Source organism: Microcoleus sp. BROC3, from assembly GCF_036702515.1.
In the GTDB taxonomy this organism is placed as follows: Bacteria; Cyanobacteriota; Cyanobacteriia; order Cyanobacteriales; family Microcoleaceae; genus Microcoleus.
On the sequence record NZ_JAUBTQ010000001.1, the window covers coordinates 24,506 to 48,036 of the forward strand.

22 protein-coding genes are annotated in these 23,531 nt (G+C 45.5%); 14 read left to right on the forward strand and 8 right to left on the reverse strand.

The window, feature by feature from the left end; translation table 11 throughout:
• Nucleotides 1-119 precede the first annotated feature (119 nt).
• The 7 genes from sir (at nt 120) to QUB30_RS00150 (ending at nt 6,283) form a co-directional block, all read left to right on the forward strand.
• Nucleotides 120-2,111, forward strand: a complete 1,992-nt coding sequence (gene sir / locus QUB30_RS00120; RefSeq protein ID WP_333327305.1) for a sulfite reductase, ferredoxin dependent — start codon at nt 120-122, stop codon at nt 2,109-2,111.
• 240 nt (nt 2,112-2,351) lie between these two features.
• Complete coding sequence (locus QUB30_RS00125) at nt 2,352-3,176, forward strand: RsmE family RNA methyltransferase (protein WP_333327309.1); 825 nt, start codon at nt 2,352-2,354, stop codon at nt 3,174-3,176.
• 133 nt (nt 3,177-3,309) lie between these two features.
• The gene (locus QUB30_RS00130; RefSeq protein ID WP_333327312.1) at nt 3,310-3,486 is read left to right on the forward strand and encodes a hypothetical protein; all 177 of its coding nucleotides are present in this window, start codon (nt 3,310-3,312) and stop codon (nt 3,484-3,486) included.
• Nucleotides 3,476-3,823, forward strand: coding sequence for a type II toxin-antitoxin system PemK/MazF family toxin (locus QUB30_RS00135; RefSeq protein ID WP_333327316.1), 348 nt, complete (start codon nt 3,476-3,478; stop codon nt 3,821-3,823). The genes QUB30_RS00130 and QUB30_RS00135 overlap by 11 nt, the downstream gene beginning before the upstream one ends.
• Nucleotides 3,824-3,929: 106 nt before the next feature.
• Nucleotides 3,930-4,355, forward strand: coding sequence for a lysozyme inhibitor LprI family protein (locus QUB30_RS00140; protein ID WP_333327319.1), 426 nt, complete (start codon nt 3,930-3,932; stop codon nt 4,353-4,355).
• A 304-nt stretch (nt 4,356-4,659) separates the two neighbouring features.
• Complete coding sequence (locus QUB30_RS00145; protein WP_333327322.1) at nt 4,660-5,226, forward strand: hypothetical protein; 567 nt, start codon at nt 4,660-4,662, stop codon at nt 5,224-5,226.
• A gap of 289 nt (nt 5,227-5,515) precedes the next feature.
• Nucleotides 5,516-6,283: a PPC domain-containing protein gene (locus tag QUB30_RS00150; RefSeq protein WP_333327325.1), complete on the forward strand. Its 768-nt coding sequence runs from the start codon at nt 5,516-5,518 to the stop codon at nt 6,281-6,283.
• Nucleotides 6,284-6,301: 18 nt separating this feature from the next.
• Here QUB30_RS00150 and QUB30_RS00155 read toward each other — a convergent pair whose 3' ends face one another.
• Both QUB30_RS00155 and QUB30_RS00160 read right to left on the reverse strand, forming a co-directional pair.
• Nucleotides 6,302-6,526: a YgiT-type zinc finger protein gene (locus QUB30_RS00155; RefSeq protein WP_333186241.1), complete on the reverse strand. Its 225-nt coding sequence runs from the start codon at nt 6,524-6,526 to the stop codon at nt 6,302-6,304.
• Nucleotides 6,516-6,839, reverse strand: a complete 324-nt coding sequence (locus tag QUB30_RS00160) for a DUF4258 domain-containing protein (RefSeq protein WP_333327329.1) — start codon at nt 6,837-6,839, stop codon at nt 6,516-6,518. The genes QUB30_RS00155 and QUB30_RS00160 overlap by 11 nt, the downstream gene beginning before the upstream one ends.
• Before the next feature lie 108 nt (nt 6,840-6,947).
• On the opposite strand from QUB30_RS00160, the gene QUB30_RS00165 reads away from it, so the two are divergent.
• Complete coding sequence (locus tag QUB30_RS00165) at nt 6,948-8,105, forward strand: tetratricopeptide repeat protein (protein WP_333327332.1); 1,158 nt, start codon at nt 6,948-6,950, stop codon at nt 8,103-8,105.
• 104 nt (nt 8,106-8,209) lie between these two features.
• Here QUB30_RS00165 and QUB30_RS00170 read toward each other — a convergent pair whose 3' ends face one another.
• Entirely contained in the window at nt 8,210-8,695 is a 486-nt protein-coding gene (locus QUB30_RS00170; protein WP_333327335.1) for a hypothetical protein, read from the reverse strand.
• A gap of 317 nt (nt 8,696-9,012) precedes the next feature.
• Here QUB30_RS00170 and QUB30_RS00175 point away from each other — a divergent pair, with 317 nt between their 5' ends.
• Nucleotides 9,013-9,633 (forward strand): triacylglycerol lipase, encoded by a 621-nt coding sequence (locus QUB30_RS00175; RefSeq protein WP_333327337.1) that lies wholly within the window; start codon nt 9,013-9,015, stop codon nt 9,631-9,633.
• Between the two features lie 2 nt (nt 9,634-9,635).
• Nucleotides 9,636-10,244 (forward strand): alpha/beta fold hydrolase, encoded by a 609-nt coding sequence (locus QUB30_RS00180; RefSeq protein ID WP_333327340.1) that lies wholly within the window; start codon nt 9,636-9,638, stop codon nt 10,242-10,244.
• A gap of 360 nt (nt 10,245-10,604) precedes the next feature.
• Here QUB30_RS00180 and QUB30_RS00185 read toward each other — a convergent pair whose 3' ends face one another.
• Nucleotides 10,605-11,036 (reverse strand): VOC family protein, encoded by a 432-nt coding sequence (locus tag QUB30_RS00185; RefSeq protein ID WP_333327343.1) that lies wholly within the window; start codon nt 11,034-11,036, stop codon nt 10,605-10,607.
• Between the two features lie 11 nt (nt 11,037-11,047).
• On the opposite strand from QUB30_RS00185, the gene QUB30_RS00190 reads away from it, so the two are divergent.
• Nucleotides 11,048-11,860, forward strand: coding sequence for a TIGR00297 family protein (locus QUB30_RS00190; RefSeq protein WP_333327346.1), 813 nt, complete (start codon nt 11,048-11,050; stop codon nt 11,858-11,860).
• A 291-nt stretch (nt 11,861-12,151) separates the two neighbouring features.
• On the opposite strand, the gene hetR is transcribed toward QUB30_RS00190, so the two are convergent.
• From hetR to QUB30_RS00210, 4 genes are all read right to left on the reverse strand, one after another.
• Nucleotides 12,152-13,057, reverse strand: a complete 906-nt coding sequence (gene hetR, locus QUB30_RS00195; protein WP_333327951.1) for a heterocyst differentiation master regulator HetR — start codon at nt 13,055-13,057, stop codon at nt 12,152-12,154.
• A gap of 368 nt (nt 13,058-13,425) precedes the next feature.
• A complete protein-coding gene (ltrA, locus tag QUB30_RS00200) occupies nt 13,426-15,198 on the reverse strand; it encodes a group II intron reverse transcriptase/maturase (protein WP_445300455.1) in 1,773 nt (590 codons plus the stop codon).
• Nucleotides 15,199-16,181: 983 nt separating this feature from the next.
• Entirely contained in the window at nt 16,182-16,409 is a 228-nt protein-coding gene (gene patX, locus QUB30_RS00205) for a heterocyst-inhibiting protein PatX (protein WP_333327349.1), read from the reverse strand.
• Nucleotides 16,410-16,505: 96 nt separating this feature from the next.
• Nucleotides 16,506-18,308 carry an FAD-dependent oxidoreductase gene (locus QUB30_RS00210; RefSeq protein WP_333327354.1) on the reverse strand — a complete coding sequence of 601 codons (1,803 nt, stop codon included), beginning with the start codon at nt 18,306-18,308 and terminating at the stop codon, nt 16,506-16,508.
• A 336-nt stretch (nt 18,309-18,644) separates the two neighbouring features.
• Between QUB30_RS00210 and cysC the strand changes: the two genes are divergently transcribed.
• From cysC to QUB30_RS00225, 3 genes are all read left to right on the forward strand, one after another.
• Nucleotides 18,645-19,169 carry an adenylyl-sulfate kinase gene (gene cysC / locus QUB30_RS00215; protein WP_333327357.1) on the forward strand — a complete coding sequence of 175 codons (525 nt, stop codon included), beginning with the start codon at nt 18,645-18,647 and terminating at the stop codon, nt 19,167-19,169.
• A 37-nt stretch (nt 19,170-19,206) separates the two neighbouring features.
• Complete coding sequence (locus tag QUB30_RS00220) at nt 19,207-20,805, forward strand: SLBB domain-containing protein (RefSeq protein WP_333327360.1); 1,599 nt, start codon at nt 19,207-19,209, stop codon at nt 20,803-20,805.
• Nucleotides 20,806-20,947: 142 nt separating this feature from the next.
• Entirely contained in the window at nt 20,948-23,275 is a 2,328-nt protein-coding gene (locus QUB30_RS00225; RefSeq protein ID WP_333327363.1) for a polysaccharide biosynthesis tyrosine autokinase, read from the forward strand.
• Nucleotides 23,276-23,531 lie beyond the last annotated feature (256 nt).

Here is a 23,531-nt window from a genome sequence, read left to right on the forward strand (position 1 = left end):
TCAACATATCCGACACAGCATTTCTGAAGAAATTTGTCAAGTGCAAATTTGTCAAGTGTCAAATTGTCAAGAAATATTCGATCGGCTGTATCTAATTATAACTGGCACTATACATTCCCATGATCACATCTTCCACTTCAACCCCTGTTGCGCGCAAACCCTCTAAATCAGAAGGTCTCAAAGAACGCAGCAACTATTTGCGAGAACCCGTTGCGACTGAACTGTTACAAGAAACTACCCACTTCACCGAAGACGGGATTCAGATTCTCAAATTTCACGGCTCGTACCAGCAAGACAACCGCGACAATCGAGTTAAAGGACAAGAAAAAGACTATCAGTTCATGCTCCGCACCCGCAATCCCGGCGGGTTCACTCCGCCGCAATTATACTTAGCCTTAGACAAGCTATCTGAAGAATACGGCAACCACACGATCCGCGTTACAACGCGCCAAGGTTTCCAACTGCACGGGGTGTTGAAAAAAAATCTTAAAGCAGTGTTTTCCTCAATTATTAAAAATATGGGGTCAACCTTGGGAGCTTGCGGCGACTTGAACCGCAACGTCATGGCACCGCCTGCACCCTACAAAAATCGCCCAGAATACAAGTATGCACTGGAATACGCCAACAATGTCGCCGATTTGCTAACGCCGCAAACCGGTGCTTATTACGAAATTTGGTTGGATGGCGAAAAAGCTGTTTCGGCTGAGGAAGACCCCGCAGTCAAGGCCGCGAGACAGAAAAACGGCAACGGCACAATCTTTAGCGACGACAAAGAAGAACCGATTTACGGCAGCCATTATATGCCGCGCAAGTTCAAGTGTTCCGTCACCGTGCCGGGAGACAATTCAATTGACTTGTACTCTCAGGATTTGAGCTTGGTGGTAATTACCAATGAAGCTGGCGAGTTGCAAGGTTTTGACGTGTTTGCTGGCGGCGGTTTGGGCCGCACTCACAATAAAGAAGAGACTTTTGCGCGGGTTGCGGATGAGATTTGCTATGTGGCCAAGGATGATGTTTACGATTTGGTCAAGGCAATTGTAGCAACCCAAAGAGATTACGGCGATCGCACAGACAGACGGCACGCGCGGCTGAAGTACCTGATTAACGACAAAGGTGTACAGTGGTTCCGCGAAAAAGTAGCAGAATATTTTGGCAAACCCCTAGAAGCGTTTAAACCGCTGCCTGAGTGGAAGTATTTTGATTTCTTGGGCTGGAATGACCAAGGAGACGGCAAGCTGTTTGTCGGCATTTCTGTGGATAATGGCCGGATCAAGGATGAAGGTTCATTTCAGCTAAAAACGGCTTTGCGGGAAATTGTGCAGAAGTACAACTTGCCGATACTGGCGACGCCGCACCAAAACGTGCTGATTTACGATATTTCGCCGGATATCAAACAGGAAATTCAGGGAATACTCGATCGATGTGGCATTCAGCGGGAAACTGCGATCGACCCATTGGTGCGCTATGGGATGGCGTGTCCGGCAATGCCGACTTGCGGGCTGGCGATTACCGAGTCTGAGCGCGTGATGCCGAGCATTTTAGAGCGGATTCGCGCACTTTTGACCAAAGTTGGCTTGCAAGACGAGCATTTGGTGGTGCGGATGACTGGTTGCCCAAATGGATGCGCCCGCCCTTATATGGCAGAATTGGGGTTTGTCGGGAGTTCGCCGGAATCCTACCAGATTTGGCTGGGCGGTTCTCCCGAACAAACGCGGCTGGCAAAACCCATTGAGGAAAAGCTGCACGTCAAGGATTTTGAAGCTTTTCTGGAGCCGATTTTTGTTTATTTCAAGCAAAAACGGCAACTGAACGAGAGTTTTGGCAATTTTTGCGATCGCGTCGGGTTAGAATCTATCCGTCAATTTGTAACCAACTACCAATCTGCTGACTCGATGACAACTGAGATAAATGAATTAGAAGTTACATCTAGTAACGATGACGGAAACGACCCTGCCACTGCTACCGGTGGCAAAGTCCGCCGTCGAATTAGCGTCCGCGATGAAATCTACAACGAACTCAAGGAAGAAGCAGCCCGTCAGGGCAAGCCAATCACGCAGCTAGCTACAGAAGCGATTTCCACTTATTTAAAGAAGATTAAGGAGGAAGCATAAGCTGATTTTCGATTGTATTCAATAGACTTCTGGCAAAAGTAATATAAAGGCAGAGCATCTGCAGAAAAAAACTCGAATTTGTAAAATAATTCCGGTTGTAGATGCTCTGCCTTTATTGTTTTTTGAACTGTTGAAACCCCGCCTGCCTATCTCCTCTCATTCTCTCTTCCTCTGCGTTCTCTGCGTTCTCTGCGGTTAAATAAAAAAATCTCTAATAGAAAACGAACAATCCCAAATTCAATGCCTCAATTACAAAGATTAGCAATTACTGCCGCTCAAATTTGCGATCGCAAAATCGACCTAACTAGAGAACAGCAACATTATTTAAATCGAGTGCTACGTTTGCAAGCGGGCGATCGATTTATTGCGATGGACGGACGGGGACATTGGTGGTTAGCAGTCCTAGAAGTACGGGAAACCGGGTTATTTGCCTCGATAGCAGAGGAGATTGCTGTGAACAGGGAGCTACCCGTGGAAGTTACTTTGATGGCGGCATTGCCCAAAGGAAACGGCTTTGACGAGGTTGTGAGACAGGCGACGGAGTTGGGTGTGGCAAGTATTGTGCCGGTAACGAGCGATCGAACTTTGCTCAAACCAAGCGATCAAAAAGTCGAGCGGTGGAGAAGAATTGCTGCGGAGGCGGCGGAACAGTCGGAACGTCAATTTGTGCCGACGATTTTAGAGCCTATTTCGTTTGATTTGGCTGTGAAAGATTGCGGTCAAAAATATCGATATATTTGTGTGGCTCGCGGGGAAAATAGGCATTTGTGGGATTGTTTGTTGGGTAATTTAGAACCCCCCCAGCCCCCCTTGTTAAGGGGGGAGCAAGATGGAGCGACTGGTTTCGATCCCCCCCAGCCCCCCTTAATAAGGGGGGAGCAAGATGGGGAAGAATTATCGATGGTCATAGCTATTGGCCCGGAGGGTGGATGGACTGAGGGTGAGGTGAAAAGAGCGATCGAATTTGGTTTTGAAGCTGTTTCTTTGGGGAGTAGAATTTTAAGAGCGGTGACAGCACCGATTGTGGCTTTATCTTTAGTTGGCGCGGCATTTGAGAAGTGCTAATATCAACAAAAAGTACCGAGACTTGCTGGGTTTGGCGCTCGCAGCTAAAATGTAAATAGATAATTATCAGAGAAGTAATATGTTACAGTAAGTAGAGGGGATATACCGAAAGGGCAAAATTGAGTTATTGGAAATGCCCGCCAACATAGAAGAAGCGCAAGTTATTGTTACTTTTATGCCAAAAGTAGGGTTAGTAAACTTGCAATCTCGCGGTATTAACCAGGAACAAGCAGCAGATTTACGGGTTCGGTTGAGTAGATTTGCTCCTGATTGGGAACTACCGGAGATGGATGCTTACGATGCCTTATAGTCGCGCTGATGTGGTTTTGGTTTTGTTTCCCAGCTCGGATTTGCGTACTGCGAAACGCCGTCCAGCTTTGATAGTTCAAGCTAATAATCTGGGGACTGGTTTAGGGCAAACAATTACGGCAATGATTACTAGCAACTTAGCCCGTTCAGGACACCCAAGCCGGGTTTTTGTTTCCCTAGCAACACCGGAAGGGCAGCAAACGGGATTGCTAGCTGACTCGGTAATTATGACAGACAATCTTGTGACGCTTCTAGAAGTTGAAATCGATCGCAAAATTGGTATTTTGTCGGATCTGGTGGCAGTAGATGCAGCACTCAAGCAGACTTTTGGAATCTGATAAAAAAAGGCGTTTTAATTCAGTAAATATAAAAAAATACTTAAATTAATCAAATCAACTCTGTCTCGTGTTAAGAGGAATTATCAGATAAATGGGTTGACGAGTCATGAAAATAGAGTTGAGGAAAGGTCGATCGCTCTTTTGGCAGATAGCCCTTTTGGCAATTTTCGGTACAACATCAGTTTCTACACAATCTCCGAGCTTTCCCATTGCTCAACAGATTAATTGCGATCGCCCTCAAGGAGATGCGCAAGTCAGAACTTGTATTCGGTTGAAGTATGAGGCCTCGGATCGACAACTTAACGAGGTTTACAAACAACTGATGTCCCAATTGAGCGGCGAAGAGCGATCGCTACTTTCCGAAGCACAATTAGGGTGGATTAAGTTAAGAGATAAAACCTGTGAATTTGAAGTTTATAAAAGTCGTGGCGGTACGGGTTATGGAGGTTTCCTAAATGAATGTTTGGATCGGATGACTAAACAGCGCACTGGGGAACTAGAAAAGTATTTAAACGGGTTTAATTCCCTTTAGCGCCGAGGGAGAGCGACCGGTTCCGGTCGATTGGATCGTAGCAAATCCGACTTTAATATCGTATTTATTGTTTAGTCTCTTAGAAAGGGACGAAAGTTTGTATAGGATCGGTTTCAATCGCCGATTTTTATCTGTTTTATGTAAATTTTTGTAACAATAATTGCTATTTCGCATAGAAATCGCGGAATGAGGCGGAGAGAGATAGATATATAGATATAGGCTTTTGGGTATCGCTACAGTTGCTGTTGAGCAAGGCTGAGGGTTTGCAATAAGAAGACATTTTTGGAAACAGAGAGGAAAATTCATGAAAGGGCGATCGATATTTTTTACCTTATTCATTAGCACAATAGTCATTGTTTCTATGTGGGCAACATCAGTCCACGCTCAAGCCAAACTGACAGAGCGATCGAAACTAGCGCTTAATGGAATTGGGCCGATTCGAGTAGGAATGAGCGTTGGTGAAGCATCACGGTCTGCTGGGATTAAATTAATTAAAAGTGGGAGTGGTGGCCCTGACGACTATTATTGTTCGTATTTTAAGCCACAAACAGAACCAAAAGGAATTAGTTTTATGGTAACCCGGGGTCGCATTGCTAGAGTTGATATTAGCAACCAGCGGTTTACTACAATCAAAGGTGCTAAAATTGGGGATACTGAAAACAGAATTTTATCACTATATCCAAGCCAGATTAAAGCAACACCACATCCTTATATAGGTATGCCGCCTCACAACGGGAAATATTTAACTTTTGTGCCGAAAGATGCGGCGGACAAAAACTATCGTATAATTTTTGAGACTAGCAGTAATCGGGTAACAAGTTTCCGATCGGGAAAACTTCCTGAAGTTGAGTACACAGAAGGGTGTGCTTAATATGGCAAGTAATTTGTGTTTTAGATATCAGTTGTAAAGGAGATCAAAAAGATGATTGAGAAAAGAAGAGAGTTTTTGAGTGCTGTCGTGACTGTGACAATTGTAGCTGCAACATCATTATAACTATTGGCACAATAAGTAAGTTATCCCCATCCCACTGCAAGAGCTGGCTAACTCCTTCTCTAGGCGTGACACCTCTAGAATTATCCCACAAGTTCAGGCGACTTGTTGTACAGCTTCTTTGCCAAACAAGCAATAGATTAATACTTCTGAACCAATCAACACAAAAATGAGGATAAAAATCATGAAATGTCGATCGCCCTTCACCCTCACCCTCACCATCATCTCAGCAATTGTAACCACCATCGTCCCAGCAGTTTTCGCCCAGCGACAGCCATCAGCCAACGAAATCTACATCGATAAAAACTGCCAGCGCAATCAGCAGCTACCGCAAATTGAAAGATTCACTATCTTTAGCAGAAACGAATTTACAACTAACGGTCAAAACTACTGGTTCTATGCCGCCCGCTATCAAGATGGATCGGTACTTTTCTGTACCTCAAAACCCAACTTCAACCAACCTAAACTTCTAACAGCCAAACAAATACAATCCCAATTTATTGACAAAATAGCCCGAGATATCAACAACAAAACAGCTTTTATCATCGTAGTCCGAGAAGGAAATGGCCTCGATGTACCCATGACCAATTACGGCTTAGAATTGAGCAATGTCGATCGCCCAAAACTCACCTCCCTTTCCATCCTACAGCAGCGGGGAACCCTCAAAGACGGCGGCCCCAGCGAACACACCTTTCAAGGACGGGCAGGTCAATCTATTACGATCGACCTCAAAAGCAGAGCATTCGACCACAACATAACACTGTTCGACACCAGCGGCAAAAATATTGCCCAAACACCAGGCAACTCCCAGAATCTCCGAGAGTCTCAACTCATCGTAAAATTGCCTAGTAACGGCACTTATAAAATAGTTGTTAAAGGAGGCGATCGCACAAGCAAAGGTACTTACACCTTAAGCATAAATTCCAATCAGCTTTAACTGAACTTTAACCAACCCCTAAGCAAATTCAAAAACAGGTGTTTCAATCACCCTAGTCGGCTTTCTATCTTCCCAAATCATCTTCTGCAACTGTTCCACAGTTTCAGGCGAAAAAAATCGCTCTCCTGTTTCCAAACACACTCTAGCAGGAACATTTTCAATAATAATAAACTTACCATTGATTTCAAGGGTATAACTTACTTTTTGTTCCACCATTGTTTCTTGCCAAATATCATTGTTCATTTTGATTTATCATTAACTTAAAATCAATCCCAATTTTCGGATCTGGTTCGTATAAAGTAATGATTTTTACCAAAGGACGAGATGGATAACTGCACTGAACGTGCAAACGTCTATTGGCAATGGTCAAACCGAAAATCAAACAGCTTGGGCCATATTTGTCATTAGGATACTCTTCGATAACTTCACCAGCCATTATTGCTTCCCGCAGTTCTTGTACCCTGATACGGCGAAGTATGCTTTGGTTTACTGCGTGTTGTGAAAGCTCAAAATCATTCTTGACAATTTTGACACGTATTTTTTCAATGATTGTCATAGTTTCATATCGTATCTATAAGTTAACACAACAGCAAAAATTGTTAACCAGTGGCGGAACCAACCAAACATCAGCCAAGATAGAAACAACGCCATTTCCGCAACCGCCATGACAGACATCAACCAAATAGCCGCCGCCCTAGAGGGTAAAGACTACAAACAAGCTGCCCAACTCATCAAACAACTACAAAAAGAATCTCCCGAAAATCCGTGGGTACAATACTATATTGCCCGCTACTACGAACTCACCAACAATCTCGAAAAAGCCCAAACAAGCTACAAACAAATACTGCGCGACATCACCAACCCCAAAATCCTCTCCCAGACCCGCCAAGCTATTCAACGGATTGAAACCGCCCAACAAAACCTCCGCCAACAAGCCATAGAAACCGCCAAAAACGACCCCAGTAACCTCGAACCCGGACTCCTCATCCTCGAACCCGTGAGTCCCGAAAACAAACCCGCAGCCATTCAAAATATCAGCAGAATCTTTAAAATAGACGCCTACACAACCCGGATGCAAATCCAAAGCCGCGGCTGGAGACTTTACAAAACAGGCCCCATTGCCGAACTCCGAATTTACGGTCAAGAACTCCTCAACGCCGGCATTCCGGTATTTTGGGCCACCCTAACCGATATTCAAAAAATCCAAATCTTCCGAGTGCAACACTTCCAGTCTCTCTCTTCCCCAGCCGTTGTTTGCAAAGATCAACTCGATCGACTCGGTGCGATCGAATTTAACTGGTCAGAAGTTACCCAAAGAGTAGAAGGCTTGTTGCCGATGTTCATCGAAGTCATGGACTACTCCCCCAACCGAAGAAAGGAGCAATTTCGCCACAGAGAAATCAGGCAAGATTACGCTCAAATCTGTGACTTGCACATTCCCAGCAGAAACTGCATTCTGCGAATCTGCGACCAAAGTTACGAATTTCTACAAGGAGTTAACTTCACCAAAGTTTCAGCCGAACTCCCCACTTCACCGAATCATAAAAACAAAACATCCAGAGTCAAAAACTCTCAACAAATTCCTCAAAGTACCACCAGAATTAACTGGAATCACTTACTGGAAATATTCGATCGCCAGCTTGACGTTACAGTTTGGTCAGAATTTACGCCCTTTGCCGAGACAGTGCTCGATTACACTAATATGTTGAGCAAGATCGAATCTCATATAGAAGTCGATCGCAAATCCGAAACTCCTTGGGACTCAGCTTTTCAGCTATACAGCGGATTAGCCTTTCTCAGAAACCAAGAAAATAGGGAATAGAACAAAGAGTTAAAATTAAAAATCAGGAATCCTATTTTTAATTTTTTAACGCCAGCATTGGGAATTATCCAATGCCCAATTCCCTATTATCAATTCCCAATTTCCTACTTCGTTTTCACCTGACGAGCCATTTCCCGGAAATTGTTCATGCTGGGGCCAGGGCTCCGACGACTTGCAGTTGGTGTCGGCATTAAATTATTAGGAGCAAAAGTCCGAATCGGTTCAGCTTGACTCGGCACTTTCCCGTTAGTTGCTGCAGCAGCAGGTATCTTAGCGGGTTCCGCATTATTAGCAGGAACGCTAGCGACTGGTTCCTTTTCTTTCTTAGACTTTTTCTCTACCTTAGCTTTGTTCCCCTTCTCAGGCTTCTCAGACTTCTCAGACTTAACAGGCTCAACTTTTGCCGGTGCGATCGCAACAGGCTCAGCCTTCTTGGCAACAGCAGTGTCAACCTTCGCAGGCTCAACTTTTGCTGGTTCCTTCGCTCCAGATTCGCCCAAATCTAGGAAATATTCAGACTTTTTCAAGCCCAACAGTCTGCCGAAAAAGCCGAAAATACCGCCGAAGAAATTTTTGATAAAACCAAACATTAGACTTACTCCTTTTGTTCTTTTAGAGAAATTTGTACAAGCTTGTCAACAAAGTTAGACTACGAGGTAAGGCAACTTTTGTCTACATTTCTTAATCAAAATTTACATTTTGCTGTATTTAAGCTACCTCATCCAAGCAAATTTTAGGTATAAATACCATCACAGCTTTGCACTTATTTACAAGTATCTCAGAATTTGTTAGCGATTCCCACTAATTGCCGATCGTACCTCGATCCGATTCGCTAGCTGTCCTAGTAGGGGTCAAACTCTCTAGGGGAGTAATCTATGCTGTAATCAGCAAGCAATTTTCCAGCCAAATGAATTACAGTTCGCTCGATCGCAATCCCGTCATCCTCATACACGGCATCTGGGACACAAAGATTATTTTCAGCAAAATGTCTGCCCGCCTCACCCAACTCGGATGGTCAGTCCACAGCCTCAACCTCACCCCCAACGATGGCAGCCTCGGGCTCGACTTACTAGCCAAGCAACTCGCAGACTACATCTCTGAAACCTTCGATCCAGAACAGCCTTTAGACATAGTAGGCTACAGCATGGGCGGCATCGTCAGCCGCTACTACGTCCAGCGACTCGGAGGAATCAACCGCGTACAGCGTTTCATCACCCTCTCTTCCCCCCACCACGGCACCCTCACCGCTTATTCCCTACGCCTACCAGGATACCTGGATATGCGCCCCGATAGTGGCTTGCTGCGCGATTTGAATCAAGATGTGACAATGCTCAAACGCATAAACTTTACATCAATGTGGACGCCATTTGACATAATGATTGTACCGGCGAACAGCTCCCAAATGCCAGTAGGTAAAGAAGTTAAAGTCAACGTTTTGCTGCACCGCCAAATGGTGACAGAACCCCTAAGTATTAACGCAATAGTTGAAGAGCTCAAAGCACCTATTGAAAATAAAATTCCTACTTAAAAATGAATAGCAATTTCAGCCGCAACCCAGTCTTGCTAATTCACGGAATCTTCAGAAAATCGGGAATTTTTTACAAAATGTCTGCCTACCTCACCCAACTGGGATGGTCAGTCTACACCCTCAATCTCTCGCCCCATTGGGGCAACGCCAGCATAGACGAATTAGCCCAACAAATAGCAGATTATACAGACAAAACCTTTGCGCCCGAACAGCATCTAGATATAGTAGGATTGAGCATGGGCGGTTTAGTAACTCGCTACTACCTGCAAAGGTTAGGTGGCATTAACCGAGTGCAGCGCTTTATTGCCATATCTTCTCCTCACAGCGGTACTTGGATGGCTTACACTCTCTGGGGAAAAGGCTGCGTTCAAATGCGTCCTGGCAGTGCTTTTCTGGAAGATTTAAATCGAGATGCTGCCTTGTTGGAAAAGCTCAATTTTACTTCGATTTGGACAGATTGGGATTTCATCATCGTACCTGCTTCTAGTTCCCAAATATCTGCTGCCAAAGAAGTAAAATTGTCGGTTTTCGCCCATGCCATGATGGCGAGGCATTCCAGCAGTTTAAAAGCGGTCGCTGAAGCACTATCAGAACCATTGAAAAATCAATAAACTTATTGCATAAATCTTTGATCGATAGGGAAATCGCAGATGCAACGAAGATGAAACGCAGAGGCATTTCAATATAGTTTGCGACTTTTGCAATATGGTCTAATGGTTAACTTGTAGGGGGCGTCAGCAGAGAAATTCTCAATTACAGACAAAATAACTCTATTCTGACGCACCCGAATCATGACTAAATATTTTAGACCAAAGTTCAACCTCCCCGATTCATCAGTGGACTCAGTTCTTCAATTCTTCAATTCTTCAATCGACTGACGCACCCCAAGAGACTACTAGACATCTCCATAAAAGCCTTTCTTGAACAGGCTTTCCGGCCTGTTCCACAATAATTATTGGAGAGGTGTACTACTAAACGGCATCCCCAACTTCAGCGTATTCGCTGCGACCAAAAATTGCTTCAGCTTCGCAGTAATATTTGAACTCCAGTATATTGTGGAAAGGGTCTTCTAAGAAGAAAGTACGGTGTTCTGTAGGCAAACCGACAAATCGCCGTCTCGGTTCTTGATAGAAATTTAAGTTGTTTTGCTGGGCTTTTTCTAGCAACCCTTCCCAGTCAGCTTCGGAAGTAAAAATTAACCCAAAATGCCGGGGATAGATGCCTCGCTGAGGCGTCAAAGGTTCGTGGCTGACGTGGGCGACAATTTGATGGCCGCACAGACCCATAATCGCAGAATTCGGCGATTCGCGACCTAGTTTGCAGCCCAGCCCGTCTACATAGAACGCTTTTGTTTGGGAAATATTGGTCACTGGGAAGGCAAGATGAAATAAGACTTGGCTCATGGAGGTACTAAATGCAAAATTCAGAATTGTTCTTTAATTATTTATCTTGGTCTAATCCTTGGTTGGTGGCGATCGCCCTAAATACAGTTTTACTCGCGATCGGCACCATTGCTCCTAAAAAATTGCTCACTCCCGCCGGCCAATTTCACGGCTGGGTATTGGGCGTCCTCATTTGGGGCTGTTTGGGATGGCAAGGCTATGCTGTGGTGATGTTTTACTTTCTTGTCGGATCGGGAGTTACCAGCATCGGCAAAGCCCAAAAAGAAGCAGAAGGCATAGCTGAAAAGCGTTCTGGCGCCCGAGGCCCAGAAAATGTCTGGGGTTCGGCTTTAACTGCTACTCTTTGCGCTGTGGGAGTTTTGGCATTATCTATTTTAGGAGAGACAGGCAAGATGCCTGTGCCCCAAGATGCTATTTCCCTGTTATTGCTGGGTTACGCCGCGAGTTTTTGCACCAAACTTTCCGATACCTGCGCTAGCGAAATCGGCAAAGCTTACGGCAAGCGGACTTTTTTGATTACCAGCTTGCAGCCTGTACCTAGGGGTACCGAAGGGGCCGTAAGTTTGGAAGGAACTATCGCGGGTATTGTCGGCTCAATTGTGATTGCGCTGTTGAGTTGGGCCGTCGGTTTAATTGACTTGACAGGAATTGTTTTTTGTGTTATTGCAGCTTTTATTGCCACGAACATCGAGAGCGTGATTGGGGCGACGGTGCAATCAAAGTTTGAGTGGCTCACGAACGAGGTAGTCAATTTTTTCAATACACTCATAGGAGCGATCGCAGCGATCGTTTTAGCGACGACCTGGAGAGTTTTTTTAGCTTAGTTAATCCCGGACGCATTCGGACGCAATAAACCGGGTTTTTTACCCTAATTCCAGCCATTAACGCAGTATTTTTGGCAAAAAATCCGGTTGCTGCGTCCCCGCTTATTAGTTATTAATCATTAGTGATTAGTTTCAAACAATCAACTCATGACTAATGATTATAGGACTTGCGCACGATTGTTTAGAAACCTGGTTTTTATTACGAAAATACGCGTTTTAGACCGCAGCTTCGCTAAAAAAACAGGTTTCTGGGCCCCGATGCGTCCAGGACTGGATTAATAACCAATCAAACTAAGCGTCGTCTTGGGGCCCAAAAACCATTTGTACAATCATCGTCGGTTCGCCCCGTTTGTGATAGCGATCGGCCCAATTGCGAATAATCTCATCTAATTCCTCAAGAGCTTGGTCGAGACGTTCCGGCGGAATATCCAAAGTTTCCATAATTCGCATCACCTTCGGTTGTTTGTCCGCCCAATCCTTCATCAACCGGAAATATCTAGCCGTATCCTCCACCATAGTAAATGTCCGCTCTTCCTGCTCTGCGGGAGAGTAAGTAGCGCGGCTGAGGGCATAAAACGGCATTCCCCAAGGAGAATCAATACGAGTAACTGTTCCCGAATAGATCAAGCGGCGCTTGATGTGTTCTGCTAAAGCTTCGCTCAAAGGCATTCGCCTTTCTGGAGGCATATCTTCTTGCGATCGCCTGTGCAGAAACTCAATCAACTCCATAAACTGAAAAGAATTGATCAGTTGAGCGTCAGGGGGATTAGGAGGAATCTTGCCTTCGAGATATTTTTTTTCATCCGCAGTCAAGTTGTTCCCGGGAATCCGAGGGCGTCCCGGCAACCAAGCATACTGTTCCAGCCAGACATAAGGAAATTGAATCAAATATCTAGGTTCCTGGGAACCGAGCATTTTCAATAATTTTCCCTTAGTCAGAGCTTCCCGGACTTCTTCAACAATCACCTTCACCCGTTTAGGCTCAATGTGATGCAAGTGTCCGGTCATCCGCAGGTTGTTGTCCTGCTCCATATAAGTCATATAAATGGCACACTTAGCCGCCGTTGCGGCCGCGTCTAGAAACGCCCCGTGCCTGTGCCCACTGGTTCTCATGGCGCTAAACGCCAGATATAGCATGATCTGATCCATTGCACTAGGGCTGAGGCTTTTGACCAGATCTAAAGAGTCATTTTTCATCACTATCCCCGAAATAGCCAAATTAGGAGGCATTCTGTCGTCCTCCATTAAATTATTGCGAGAGCGCCGAATCAAGCATAGCCGACTGTCGCCGGAAAGCTTGCCAGCTACCCTAATATTCAGGTTAGTTAATTTCCCTGAGGTAACAGGGGCATGGGCTTAAAGGCTATCCACACCGCATAAGTGGTTCTTATTGGTGGCCAATTTAAGTAGATTGCTGCACCCTCTGCGCTGACAGTTTACCTATATATAAGTTAGTGGTTAGAGTCGATAGGGGCATTTCTACCCCTACCTCTCCTTCAGAACCGGACGTGAAACTTTCGCTTCATCCGGCTCCTTGATAACCTCACTCTTGTTATGAGTACAATTCAAAACGGATTACCATCATAGCTCTTTTGGAGGGAGCCGTCATCTTCCGTTTTTGTGTCGTGACAATGTTTGTGCAGAAGTTGGAGGTTTTTATATTCATCCTTGCCACCTAGGGAGCGGGGTTGGATATGGTCAACTTCTACAATGTCTGTAGGTGTGAAGTACAAACCACAGTGGGTACATTTACCTTTTTGTTTCTTGAGAAGTGTTGCCACTCTTTTTGGTGTTTCCGGGTATTCTCCGCGTCTTTTACTCCAGTAAATCCAGTTACCATCATAAGGTGTTGAATTGCCTTTTACCTTTACGTGTCTTATTATTGACGTTTCTGTGTGTTGGGCTAATTTGTAACCTTGTTCTGTGCTGAAACACCAATTCCTGTCGCCTACTGTTCGCCAGTATTTGTTTTTGTTGATGTTACCTTTTCCCCGTCTTCTAGCCCAAGCTCTTAATTTGTCGTAAATAAGTGAGTCTATCTTTGAGTAGACTACCTTACTTGTTACTGTTGAGTAATAGTTTGACCATCCCCGGATGATTGGGTTCAACCTTTTAATTAAGGCATATTGTGGGGCATGGTTATGAATGTCTATTACATCGGCTATTTTTGCGAGGTGGGTTTTAACTTTAGGTTTTGACGGGGTGATTAACGTTTTAAAACCTAGCTTGGTTCCATTTGTATTTGTTGCACTTCGATAGTTGCCTACCTTGTACTGTTGTATGTGGAATCCTAGAAACTCAAACCCAACACTTTCATTGTATTCATTTAGGGTGTGGGTTAGTTTTGTTTTGCTAGACTTCAATTCTAAGCCAATGTCACTTAACCAGTCGGCAATTATCTTCTGACAGGCAAGTATTACATCAATGTTTTCGTGCATAATCACAAAATCATCGGCGTATCGGATTAAACTTAGGGCTTTGATGTTATTATCTTTGCCACCTTTGAAGGTTTTTGCGTATTGTTTAATCCGTTCTTCCATTCCGTGTAAGGCAATATTTGCCAGTAACGGGGAAATGACCCCTCCTTGTGGCGTGCCTTCCTTAGTAGGAAAAATTTCACCTTGGTCTAATACCCCACTTTTAAGCCACGACTTAATTTGTTTTCGGAGTCGTGGATAGGTATTGATTTTGTCAAGTAACGCCTTGTGATTAATGGGGTCAAAGCATTTAGCAATATCAGCATCTAGCACGTATTTGGCTTTGTATCTGATACTTAGAAAGATTGCTCCAATCGCATCGTGACTTGACCTACCAGGTCTAAAACCATATGAGTTTGGCTCAAATCTTGCCTCCCATTCTGGCTCAAGCGCTGCTTTCACAACTGCTTGTAAGGCGCGGTCGTACATTGTGGGTATCCCTAATGATCTTGACTCATTAGTTCCTGGTTTTGGAATCATTACCCGACGTGTCGGTTGTGATTTACCAGTTGTTTTGAGCTGATTTACTAGCTTAATTCGTTGCTTCGGTGTTAGTAATTTAATACCATCCACTCCTGCTGTACGTTTGCCAGTATTGTCTTGTGTAACCCGTCGTACTGCTAGAGCCTTATTAGACCATGAATTAATCAAGGTCTTTTGAAGCTTACGAACTGCTTTGACATCGCCACGCTCACTTGCTCGATAGATACGTTTTTGCAACTTGAATGTCAATCTTTCGGCTTTTAGCCAATTGATTTGATTCCATTCCACCGTCGGGTTGTCCCGCGTTTTAGACTTATTCATTGCTAATGAGTTCCTATCTTTGAAGCTACCGTGCATCTGTCTGCATATCTCTGTCATTACAACAGAGCATTGGCTTCTGACACAATCCCTCTCTCATATATTATTCGTTAGCTACTTACTGGTAAACGACCTATTTCCAGAAATATATGGGAGTTACTTCGTTCCAAATACACATTGATAGAGTTTTTAGTGTGATGCTCTCCACCGGGTTTACGAGCGGTGCTTATAGGTCAATGTAGACAATCGCCTATGCCCTATCCTTGCCTTTTGGCTTGGTCTTAATCAGCCGTTCGACCATCTTAACTAACGATGGTTCAGATACATCTTTGCTTTCGCTACACATGAACTCTTGCTCAACAGTTACCAGATTCGGCTACCAGTAGTTCTGTCTTTTACCCCCGCTTTACTCTGTTAGTTGCTACCTGACTGAGTAGGGGATATGCTTTCACTGCTGCACTTGCAGGCTAGGACTAAGGACTTGTGTATCCTGCACCTAGATATGTATTTAGTTTTACTAACCATGTGGTTAGGCTAACCATCCCTGGATATATATCCATTTCGGTTAAACGAATCGCACATCGCACGTTAATTATAGTGCAGCCGTTGAAAATTAAACCCCACCTGCGGCGGGGAGAAGGTAAATAACTGTTGCGATCCGAAGACTTTGAGGCGAGTCCGAGGTGATAATTATTGAATAGTCATGGATGCCGAAACTCGGTTTGACAAACTAAAATATGGCGGGGAGGGCGAGGGATATCGGTTAAAAAACCCAGACGATCGGAGGCTTTTGGCTAATTCCTGTTTTATTGAAGGGTTTTCAATACAAAACCGCCACCTACTAGAATCTATCTCTAGGTAGATGGCGGTTCCAGGTTTATATGCTAACATTTATCACACAAAAAAGCATCTCCTAATAACTGTTCACAAAAAGTGCAGTTGTCGCTTAACCTGAAAAACTAGAATCCCAGAAAATCCGATCGCGCGATCGAAGAAACAGCCCAAACCAAGTCAGTTGTGGTAATCGCTGGCGTCCAGTACCCTTAGAAATCTTGTAGCGGATGAGTGTAAACATTAGGCTCAGTAAAATTCCTGCGCCCGCTGCCTCTTTCTGGAGAACGATTGCCCCTTTGTTGAGTTTGGGCTGACAACATATATTGGGCGGTGGCAGTTTCGAGCATGGGGAGTGAAGATTCAAAAGCTCGAGCGGCGCTGGCACTCAAGGTAATGCCCAACAGGCTCAGTAAAGCAATTGCAGTGTAGGTTTGCATGGGTAGTATCCGTGTCAGTGTCTATTACGTGATACGGACTTGCCCTGATCTATCAGGATAGATATCTGTGCAATTTTCGGATCTCTGCAAAAAACCTTACATTTTCAATTCTACGGATACCGCCAGCAGCCAAGCACCGGCAAAATTCAGCCTACCCCATACTGTCAAAGGCTTTTCGGTTTCGCAACTGTGTAAAAATCTGTCGGTTTCCGAGTCCAAAGTCACGAGTTGCCAAGTTTGACCGGCTACAGATGCGGGACTTGTCAGCGTTAGTGTCCAGTCTTGTTCGCGCAGGCGGCGGAAAATGCCCGAAAACTCGCTGTGGGTATTTGCTGTTTTACTGCTTTGTTTCTCTACAGACAAAGGACATTCGCCGCTGGCGGGATATGCTTGAGGCCGATCGAGATAATAGCGTTGCCAATCCAGCCAGTCCGATCGATCCCGTGTCAAATTAAATAAAGGAATAACTGCCGCACTCGCCTCGGAATCTTGCAGCAAAGCTTCTTGCAACACTCTCACCGGCAAATCCCGCGGCTGACATCCAGATTCCGCGCACAAAGCCGCCGCCATCCCAGCAGCCTGTCCGATGTTCATGACAACTGGCTGCAAGCGAGTTGCACCGTTGGCTATGTGAGAGACGGAAATATTTTTTTCGCAGGCTAGCAAACCGTCTGTACTCGCAGGAATTAGCGCGCTGTAAGGAATGGTAAACGGAGTTCCCGTCCAGCGGCCGCCCCAACGAATAGATTTGGGCTGCAAGGGAATGTCGCCAGTGGTGTAGTGGTGGTCGTTGGCATAGTTGCCGATCGCAATTGTTTCACAAATGCCCTCATAATTTATCGGCAACTTCGCGACTCTTCCACCGACAACAGGCAAAATATCTTGTTCTGTGATTGTTTGTACTCCCCGCAAGCGGCGACTTTCTCGGTAGTAAGGATGTAAGGCAAAGGAAGGAAGAATGGAAGAATTTTGTTGATTTTCGATCGTGGAAATGGGGAAAATATTCTGTGCTAAGCCGTAGCGGCGGCCGAGTTGCGTTTGAATGAAGCGGGCGAAACATTGAGTGTGCCACAGACTTTCTTGCAGGAATTCTTGTCGAGATGCTTCAGATGCAATTAGTCGATCGACTCCTTCACCATAATCATTACCTCGAATCGGCCAATTAATCATCAACAATCCGCCTGGCAGCCTGCCGTAATTGAGAAATTGTTCGGGAGTGTAACCGTCCCAAGCACCCATAAATCGATCGGGATTGTCAACAGGCGGGGCGGGAATTTCTGGCCCGGCCGCACCTTTACCAAAATCCTGCATAATTGCCACCCAAGTCGGAGCTTGCACCGAATAGCGCTCTGTGAGAGCATTAGAGGCAGCCGGGGCGCTAGGTTCTCCCCACTCGGCTTGGAATTCCCAACCCCAGCGGTGCCCAACTTCCCCTAAAGCCAGCAAATCTCCCAATTCCGTTGCATCCAAAGTGATTTTGGCGGAAACCGTAAAATCTGCAAACTGAACGCCAGAAATGCGATCTCCTTCATACAGCACATCTTGAGCTTTTTGTCCAGAAATCCAGTGCAAGTTCGGCAAACATTTAACCCAATCAGCAAAAATTTCAGCACCGATGCGGGGATCGTAAGTAAAAAAACTGACCCAACCCCAATCCAAACCTCCCGGCTGTCGCTGCTGGAGTTCCCGGAGAAACGCGCCCCACAAACCGGTTTGAAAAGCTGCTAATTCGTTGCCATCCGGGGCCGAAACGCCTGCAGCAGTCAGCATTCCTCCCAGCCAGGGGAATTCGCTTACTAAAATAGTTTTGGCACCTCGGCGGGCTGCTTGCACGGCTGCTGCAGTGCCGCCGGTGCCGCCACCGACTACCAAAACATCTGCTTTTAAGGTTGGGGACATGGGCAATACCATTTTAGATTTTAGATTTTAGATTTTAGATTGCGAAGGGATCGGTAAGGTGATGGGTGCGCTACGGATAGATGTTCGGCGTTGGTGATCCCGCATAGAATGTAAGGTGCACGGCCCGGCGCATCCTACGGATTTTAAGATTACCTATTTCTCATCTTCCCTATTCCTCTGTGTCCTCTGCGTCCTCTGCGGTTAATAAAAAAATTAGTTATTGTGAAAGTCAGAGCGCATCTCAAATCAGAATGAATCAGAAAATGGGGAACCGCGACAGTAAAATAATAAGTCGCGTAATTTCCCCACTATTCACTACTAACCAAGCAATTGAAAATGGAAAAAGGTTTTATTTTGTGGTTCACCGGGCTGAGCGGTTCCGGCAAGACAACTATCACCAAAGCTCTAGAACCTGAATTGAAGGCAAGAGGTTGCAAAGTTGAAATATTGGATGGAGATGTAGTTCGCACCAACTTATCAAAAGGTTTGGGATTTAGCCAAGAAGACCGAGATACTAATATTCGGCGGATTGGATTTGTAGCGCACCTGCTGAGCCGCAATGGAGTAGCCGCAATGACCGCAGCTATTAGCCCCTACAGAGCAATTCGCGACGAAATTAGAGCAATGGAGCCAAATTTTGTTGAAGTATATGTCACAGCGCCGTTAGAAGTGTGCGAAGGTCGCGATGTCAAGGGGCTGTACGCTAAGGCCAGAGCCGGAGAAATTAAGGGTTTTACGGGAATTGACGATCCTTATGAAGAACCGCTCAATCCTGAGATTATTTGTGACACAGAGCGAGAAAGTGTGGAAGAGAGTGTTAAAAAAGTTCTGAGCAAGTTAGAAGAGTTGGGTTACATTTGATGGTGGCGGGGTAGGAAGCGGATAGGGGCAAAAGGCGATGGCGAGCAAAAACTATTCAAAATTCAATACTGTCAAAGGTTTTACGGTCAAATTTTTAACAGTTTCAGCGCTGGCTGCGGGTTCATCTCCGGCGATGGCCCAGTTTTTGCCTCCTCCTCCTGCTTTCTCTCCTCCTCCTCCTCCTCCTGGTTCTGCTGTTCCAGTACCCGTGCCTCCGGTTCAGGGATTTCCGGCGGTTCCGGCAAGTGCACCTTCAAGTGTACGATCGGAAGTTTACACTTTAGGCGCGGGCGATCGCATTCAAATGGACATCTTCAACGTCCCGGAATACAGCGGCCCCAACGGTCAGCACCAAGTACAGGCCGACGGTTCCCTGAGTTTGCCCTTAATTGGCAGCGTTTCGGTGTACGGGATGACCCTAGAACAAGCTTCTAATGCTGTGAAAGAGCGATACGGCAAATACCTCAAACGTCCTTGGATTACGCTGAAATTGCTAGCACCGCGTCCTTTGCAAATTGCGATCGCGGGCGAAATCAACCGCCCCGGAGCCTATACAATATCCTCAGCAGCAGGCCCCGGAGGCACAGCAGAGCAAATGGGAACTCAAATGCCAACGATATCGCGGGCTCTGCGAATGGCCGGCGGAATTACGCAGTCAGCAGACGTGCGACAAATCAAAATCCGCCGCCCCCAGCGCAACGCACCGGAACAAATTATTAGTGTGGATTTGTGGGAATTATTGCAAAACGGCGATTTGCGGGCAGATATGACTTTGCGCGACGGCGATACTATATTTATTCCCACTGTAACTAGCCTCAACCGCCAAGAAGCACCGACTTTAGCCGTAGCTAACATTACCGGACAAAGCACTCAAGCAATTAATATTGCTGTGGTGGGCGAAGTAACTCGCCCCGGTACTTATACTTTGGCAAAAGAGGCTCAAAGTAGGGTACAAGAGAATGAAATGGGTGAAAATTCTGGTTTGTTTGCTGCCAGCGAAACCAACGGCGGGGAAACTGTTTTGCAGCAAACTGTAACGAGGGCAATTAAAATGGCGGGCGGCATTACGCCTGTAGCTGATATCAGACAAATACAAGTTCGCCGCCTGACGCGGGCGGGTACAGAACAAATTATTAATGTGAATTTGTGGCAACTTTTGGAAGCAGCAGATGTATCCCAAGATTTAGCACTGCAACAGGGAGATACGGTAATCGTTCCCAAAGCCGAAAATCTCGATGCAGTCCAAGACGAACAAGTTGCTAATTCTAATTTTTCACCGGATACGATTAAGGTGAACGTTGTGGGAGAAGTCGTGAAACCGGGAGCGATTGCGGTGCTGCCCAACACTACTTTAAATCAAGCGCTGGTAGCAGCGGGAGGTTTTAATAAAGCGCGGGCCCAAATGGATTCGGTGGATTTAATTCGCCTCAATCCTAACGGCACTGTTTCGCAGCTAACTGTTAAGGTTAATTTTTCTGCAACAGCTAATGAGGAAACTAATCCCAAACTGCAAAATAATGATGTAATTATGGTAAGGCGATCGGGCCGCGCTACGTTCTCGGATAATGTAGGCGGGACTCTCGCTCCTTTAAGCCCGCTGTTAGGAATATTTCGGTTGTTCAATATTTTTCAGTAATTTGAATAGACTAGCATTAAGGCTTCATAAACCCGCTTTCTAGAAAAAAATCGGTTGGGTAACTAAATATCTAGGAATCAACCGGGTAGCTGAAACTGCGCAAGCGGTACAGACGTTTAAACTAATAAGTTGTAGAAATCAAATGAAACCAGGTAAAAAATCTCAACTAGCACTTTTTAATAACCATAAAAAAGCCGCAGATCTGCAAAAAACATCTTCCGTTCTTTATGAACAAGAGCAATTTTTAGGCAGAGACCAAATAGAGGAAGAAGAGTTAAGTTTTTGGGAAGTTTGCCGCAGTCGCTCTATCTTAGTCATCGGCGTAGCAGCGGCTGTGACCACCGGGGTTTTTGCCTGGACGCTGAATCAAAAAAGTGAGTACGAAGGGCGTTTTCAATTATTAGTAGAACCCGCTGTTACGCAAAATACTTTAGCAAAAATCTACTCGGGTGAGCTGAAACTGCAACCAGCGGCCCCCGCGACGACCGAAAATCCCGATTTTGACTACGAATCGCAAATTCAAGTTTTGCAAAGCCCGCAAGTGATGTCGCCAATTATTAAAGAGTTGCAGGCTAAATATCCCGAAATAAATTACAACTACCTTTTGAATCAAAAAGCCGATAATTTGCCGTTTTCTCAGCAGACCAGGCTGTCAATTAATCGCTTCAAAAATACCAAGATTATTGAAGTTAGATATCGGGATTATGACCCCAAAAAAATTCAGTTTGTTTTGGGGAAAGTTGCGCTAGGCTACCGCAACTACAGCGTGCAAGATACTAGAACTCAAATTAGTCAGACTCTGGATTTTGTGAAATCGCAAATTCCCAACCAGCGAAAACGCCAACAAGCTCTGCAAACAGAAATTCAAAAATTGCGGCAGCAGTACAATTTTATCGACCCGCAAATTCAAACTCAACAACTCGCACAGCAAATCAGCCAACTTCAAACGCAAAGATTGGACGCACAAACGCAGCTAAATCAACAGAGATTGCTCTATTCCAATCTGCAAAATCAGCTCGGACTAAACCAGCAGCAAGCGCTGATGGCATCGGCTCTGAGTCAAGCTCCCCGCTATCAAGCGATGCTGACTCAATTGCAGCAATTAGAAGGGCAAATTGCGATTAACTCGGCTACATTTACAGACCAAACTCCGCAAATGCAATTGTTGCGAGAACAGCGCAAGAACCTGATTCCGTTGTTGAAGAAAGAAGCCCAAGAGGTTCTGGGAACTGATTTAGGTAAGGTAAATTCGCAAGTGCTGGCTTTTCAAGATCCGGTGCGGATTAAGTTAATTGAGCAGTTTATCGGTACTGCTAATTTAATTCAGGTACTGGGCGTGCGGAATCAAGTTTTGGAACAAGCTGCTAAGCAGTTGAATCAATACTCTCAAGGATTTCCAGTGATTTTGCGGCGCTATTCCGATTTGCAGCGCGAGTTGGATTTGACTAACAATACGCTGAATAGTTTGCTGGCAAAACAGCAAGCTTTGCAGCTTGAAGCTGTGGGCAAAAAAGAGGTGGCTTGGGAAGTTATTGCTAAGCCGGAAATTCCGCGCTACAAAAATGGCGAGTTGATGGCTGTTGCTCCGATTATGCCTTTGAATTTGGCTTTAGGGGGAGTGGCTGGTTTGCTGTTCGGTATGCTGGCGGCGCAGTTGGCGGAACGGTTTAAGAATAAAACGGTGTTTCACACTCCGGAGGATGTCAAACATTCGATTCGGCTGCCTTTGTTGGGGGTAATTCCTGCTAGCGATAAAATTTTGAGACTTCCTCCTGCTGAGACAAGTCCGGTGGAGGTGGCAAGTTCGCCGATGCCGACGGATGCTTTTCAAGAAGCTTTTCGATCGCTCAATGCTAATATTCGGTTGCTAAACGTTGATACTCCGATCAATTCTTGCGTAATTACTTCTTGTCAAGTAGCTGACGGCAAGTCTACTGTAGCAGTAAATCTGGCGCGGGCAGCGGCTGCAATGGGCCAGCAAGTGCTGTTGGTGGATGCCGATTTGCGGCGGCCGCAGGTGCACGAAATGCTTGGTTTACCGAATTGGCAAGGCTTGCACAATGCGATCGCGGATGATGTGGATGTGGAACAGTTGATTTTGCGATCGCCCCGCGATGAAAACTTGTTTGTGTTAACTTCCGGCCCGGTTCCTCTCGATCCCACAAAGGTGCTTTCTTCCAAAAAAATGCAGCATTTAATGGCAGCTTTGTCAAGTCATTTTGACTTAGTTATTTACGATACTGCGCCGCTTTTGGGTTTGGCGGATGCGAATTTGTTGGCCGCTCACACTAACGGATTGATGCTGGTAGTGGGGCTGAATCAAACTGAGCGGGAGGCGCTGTTGTTGGCTTTTGAAGATTTGAAAATGGCGGGGATTCCGCTGTTGGGAATGGTGGCGAATAACGATAAAGGCAGCAGGTATTACTATCAGTCTTACGTGCAGGATTACGTTCAGGAACAATCTATTTGATGTGGGTGAAGGCTGAATCTAATTAGTAAGGTGCGCACCGCGCACCCTACCTTCAGAATGCTGCAAGATGTCGGTTTTAATTTTTAATTGTGTATCGAAGTCCCGATCCCCTCGCATTCCCCTTAATAAAGAAGAGTATTCCTGTCCCTCCTTGGTAGGGACAATCTCCCCGCGGTTGCCCCTATCGCTATGATTGTTGCGTAAGTCAGATTGTCGGTCGGTTTGCGATCGCCCCGATGTCTGGGACTCGCACAGA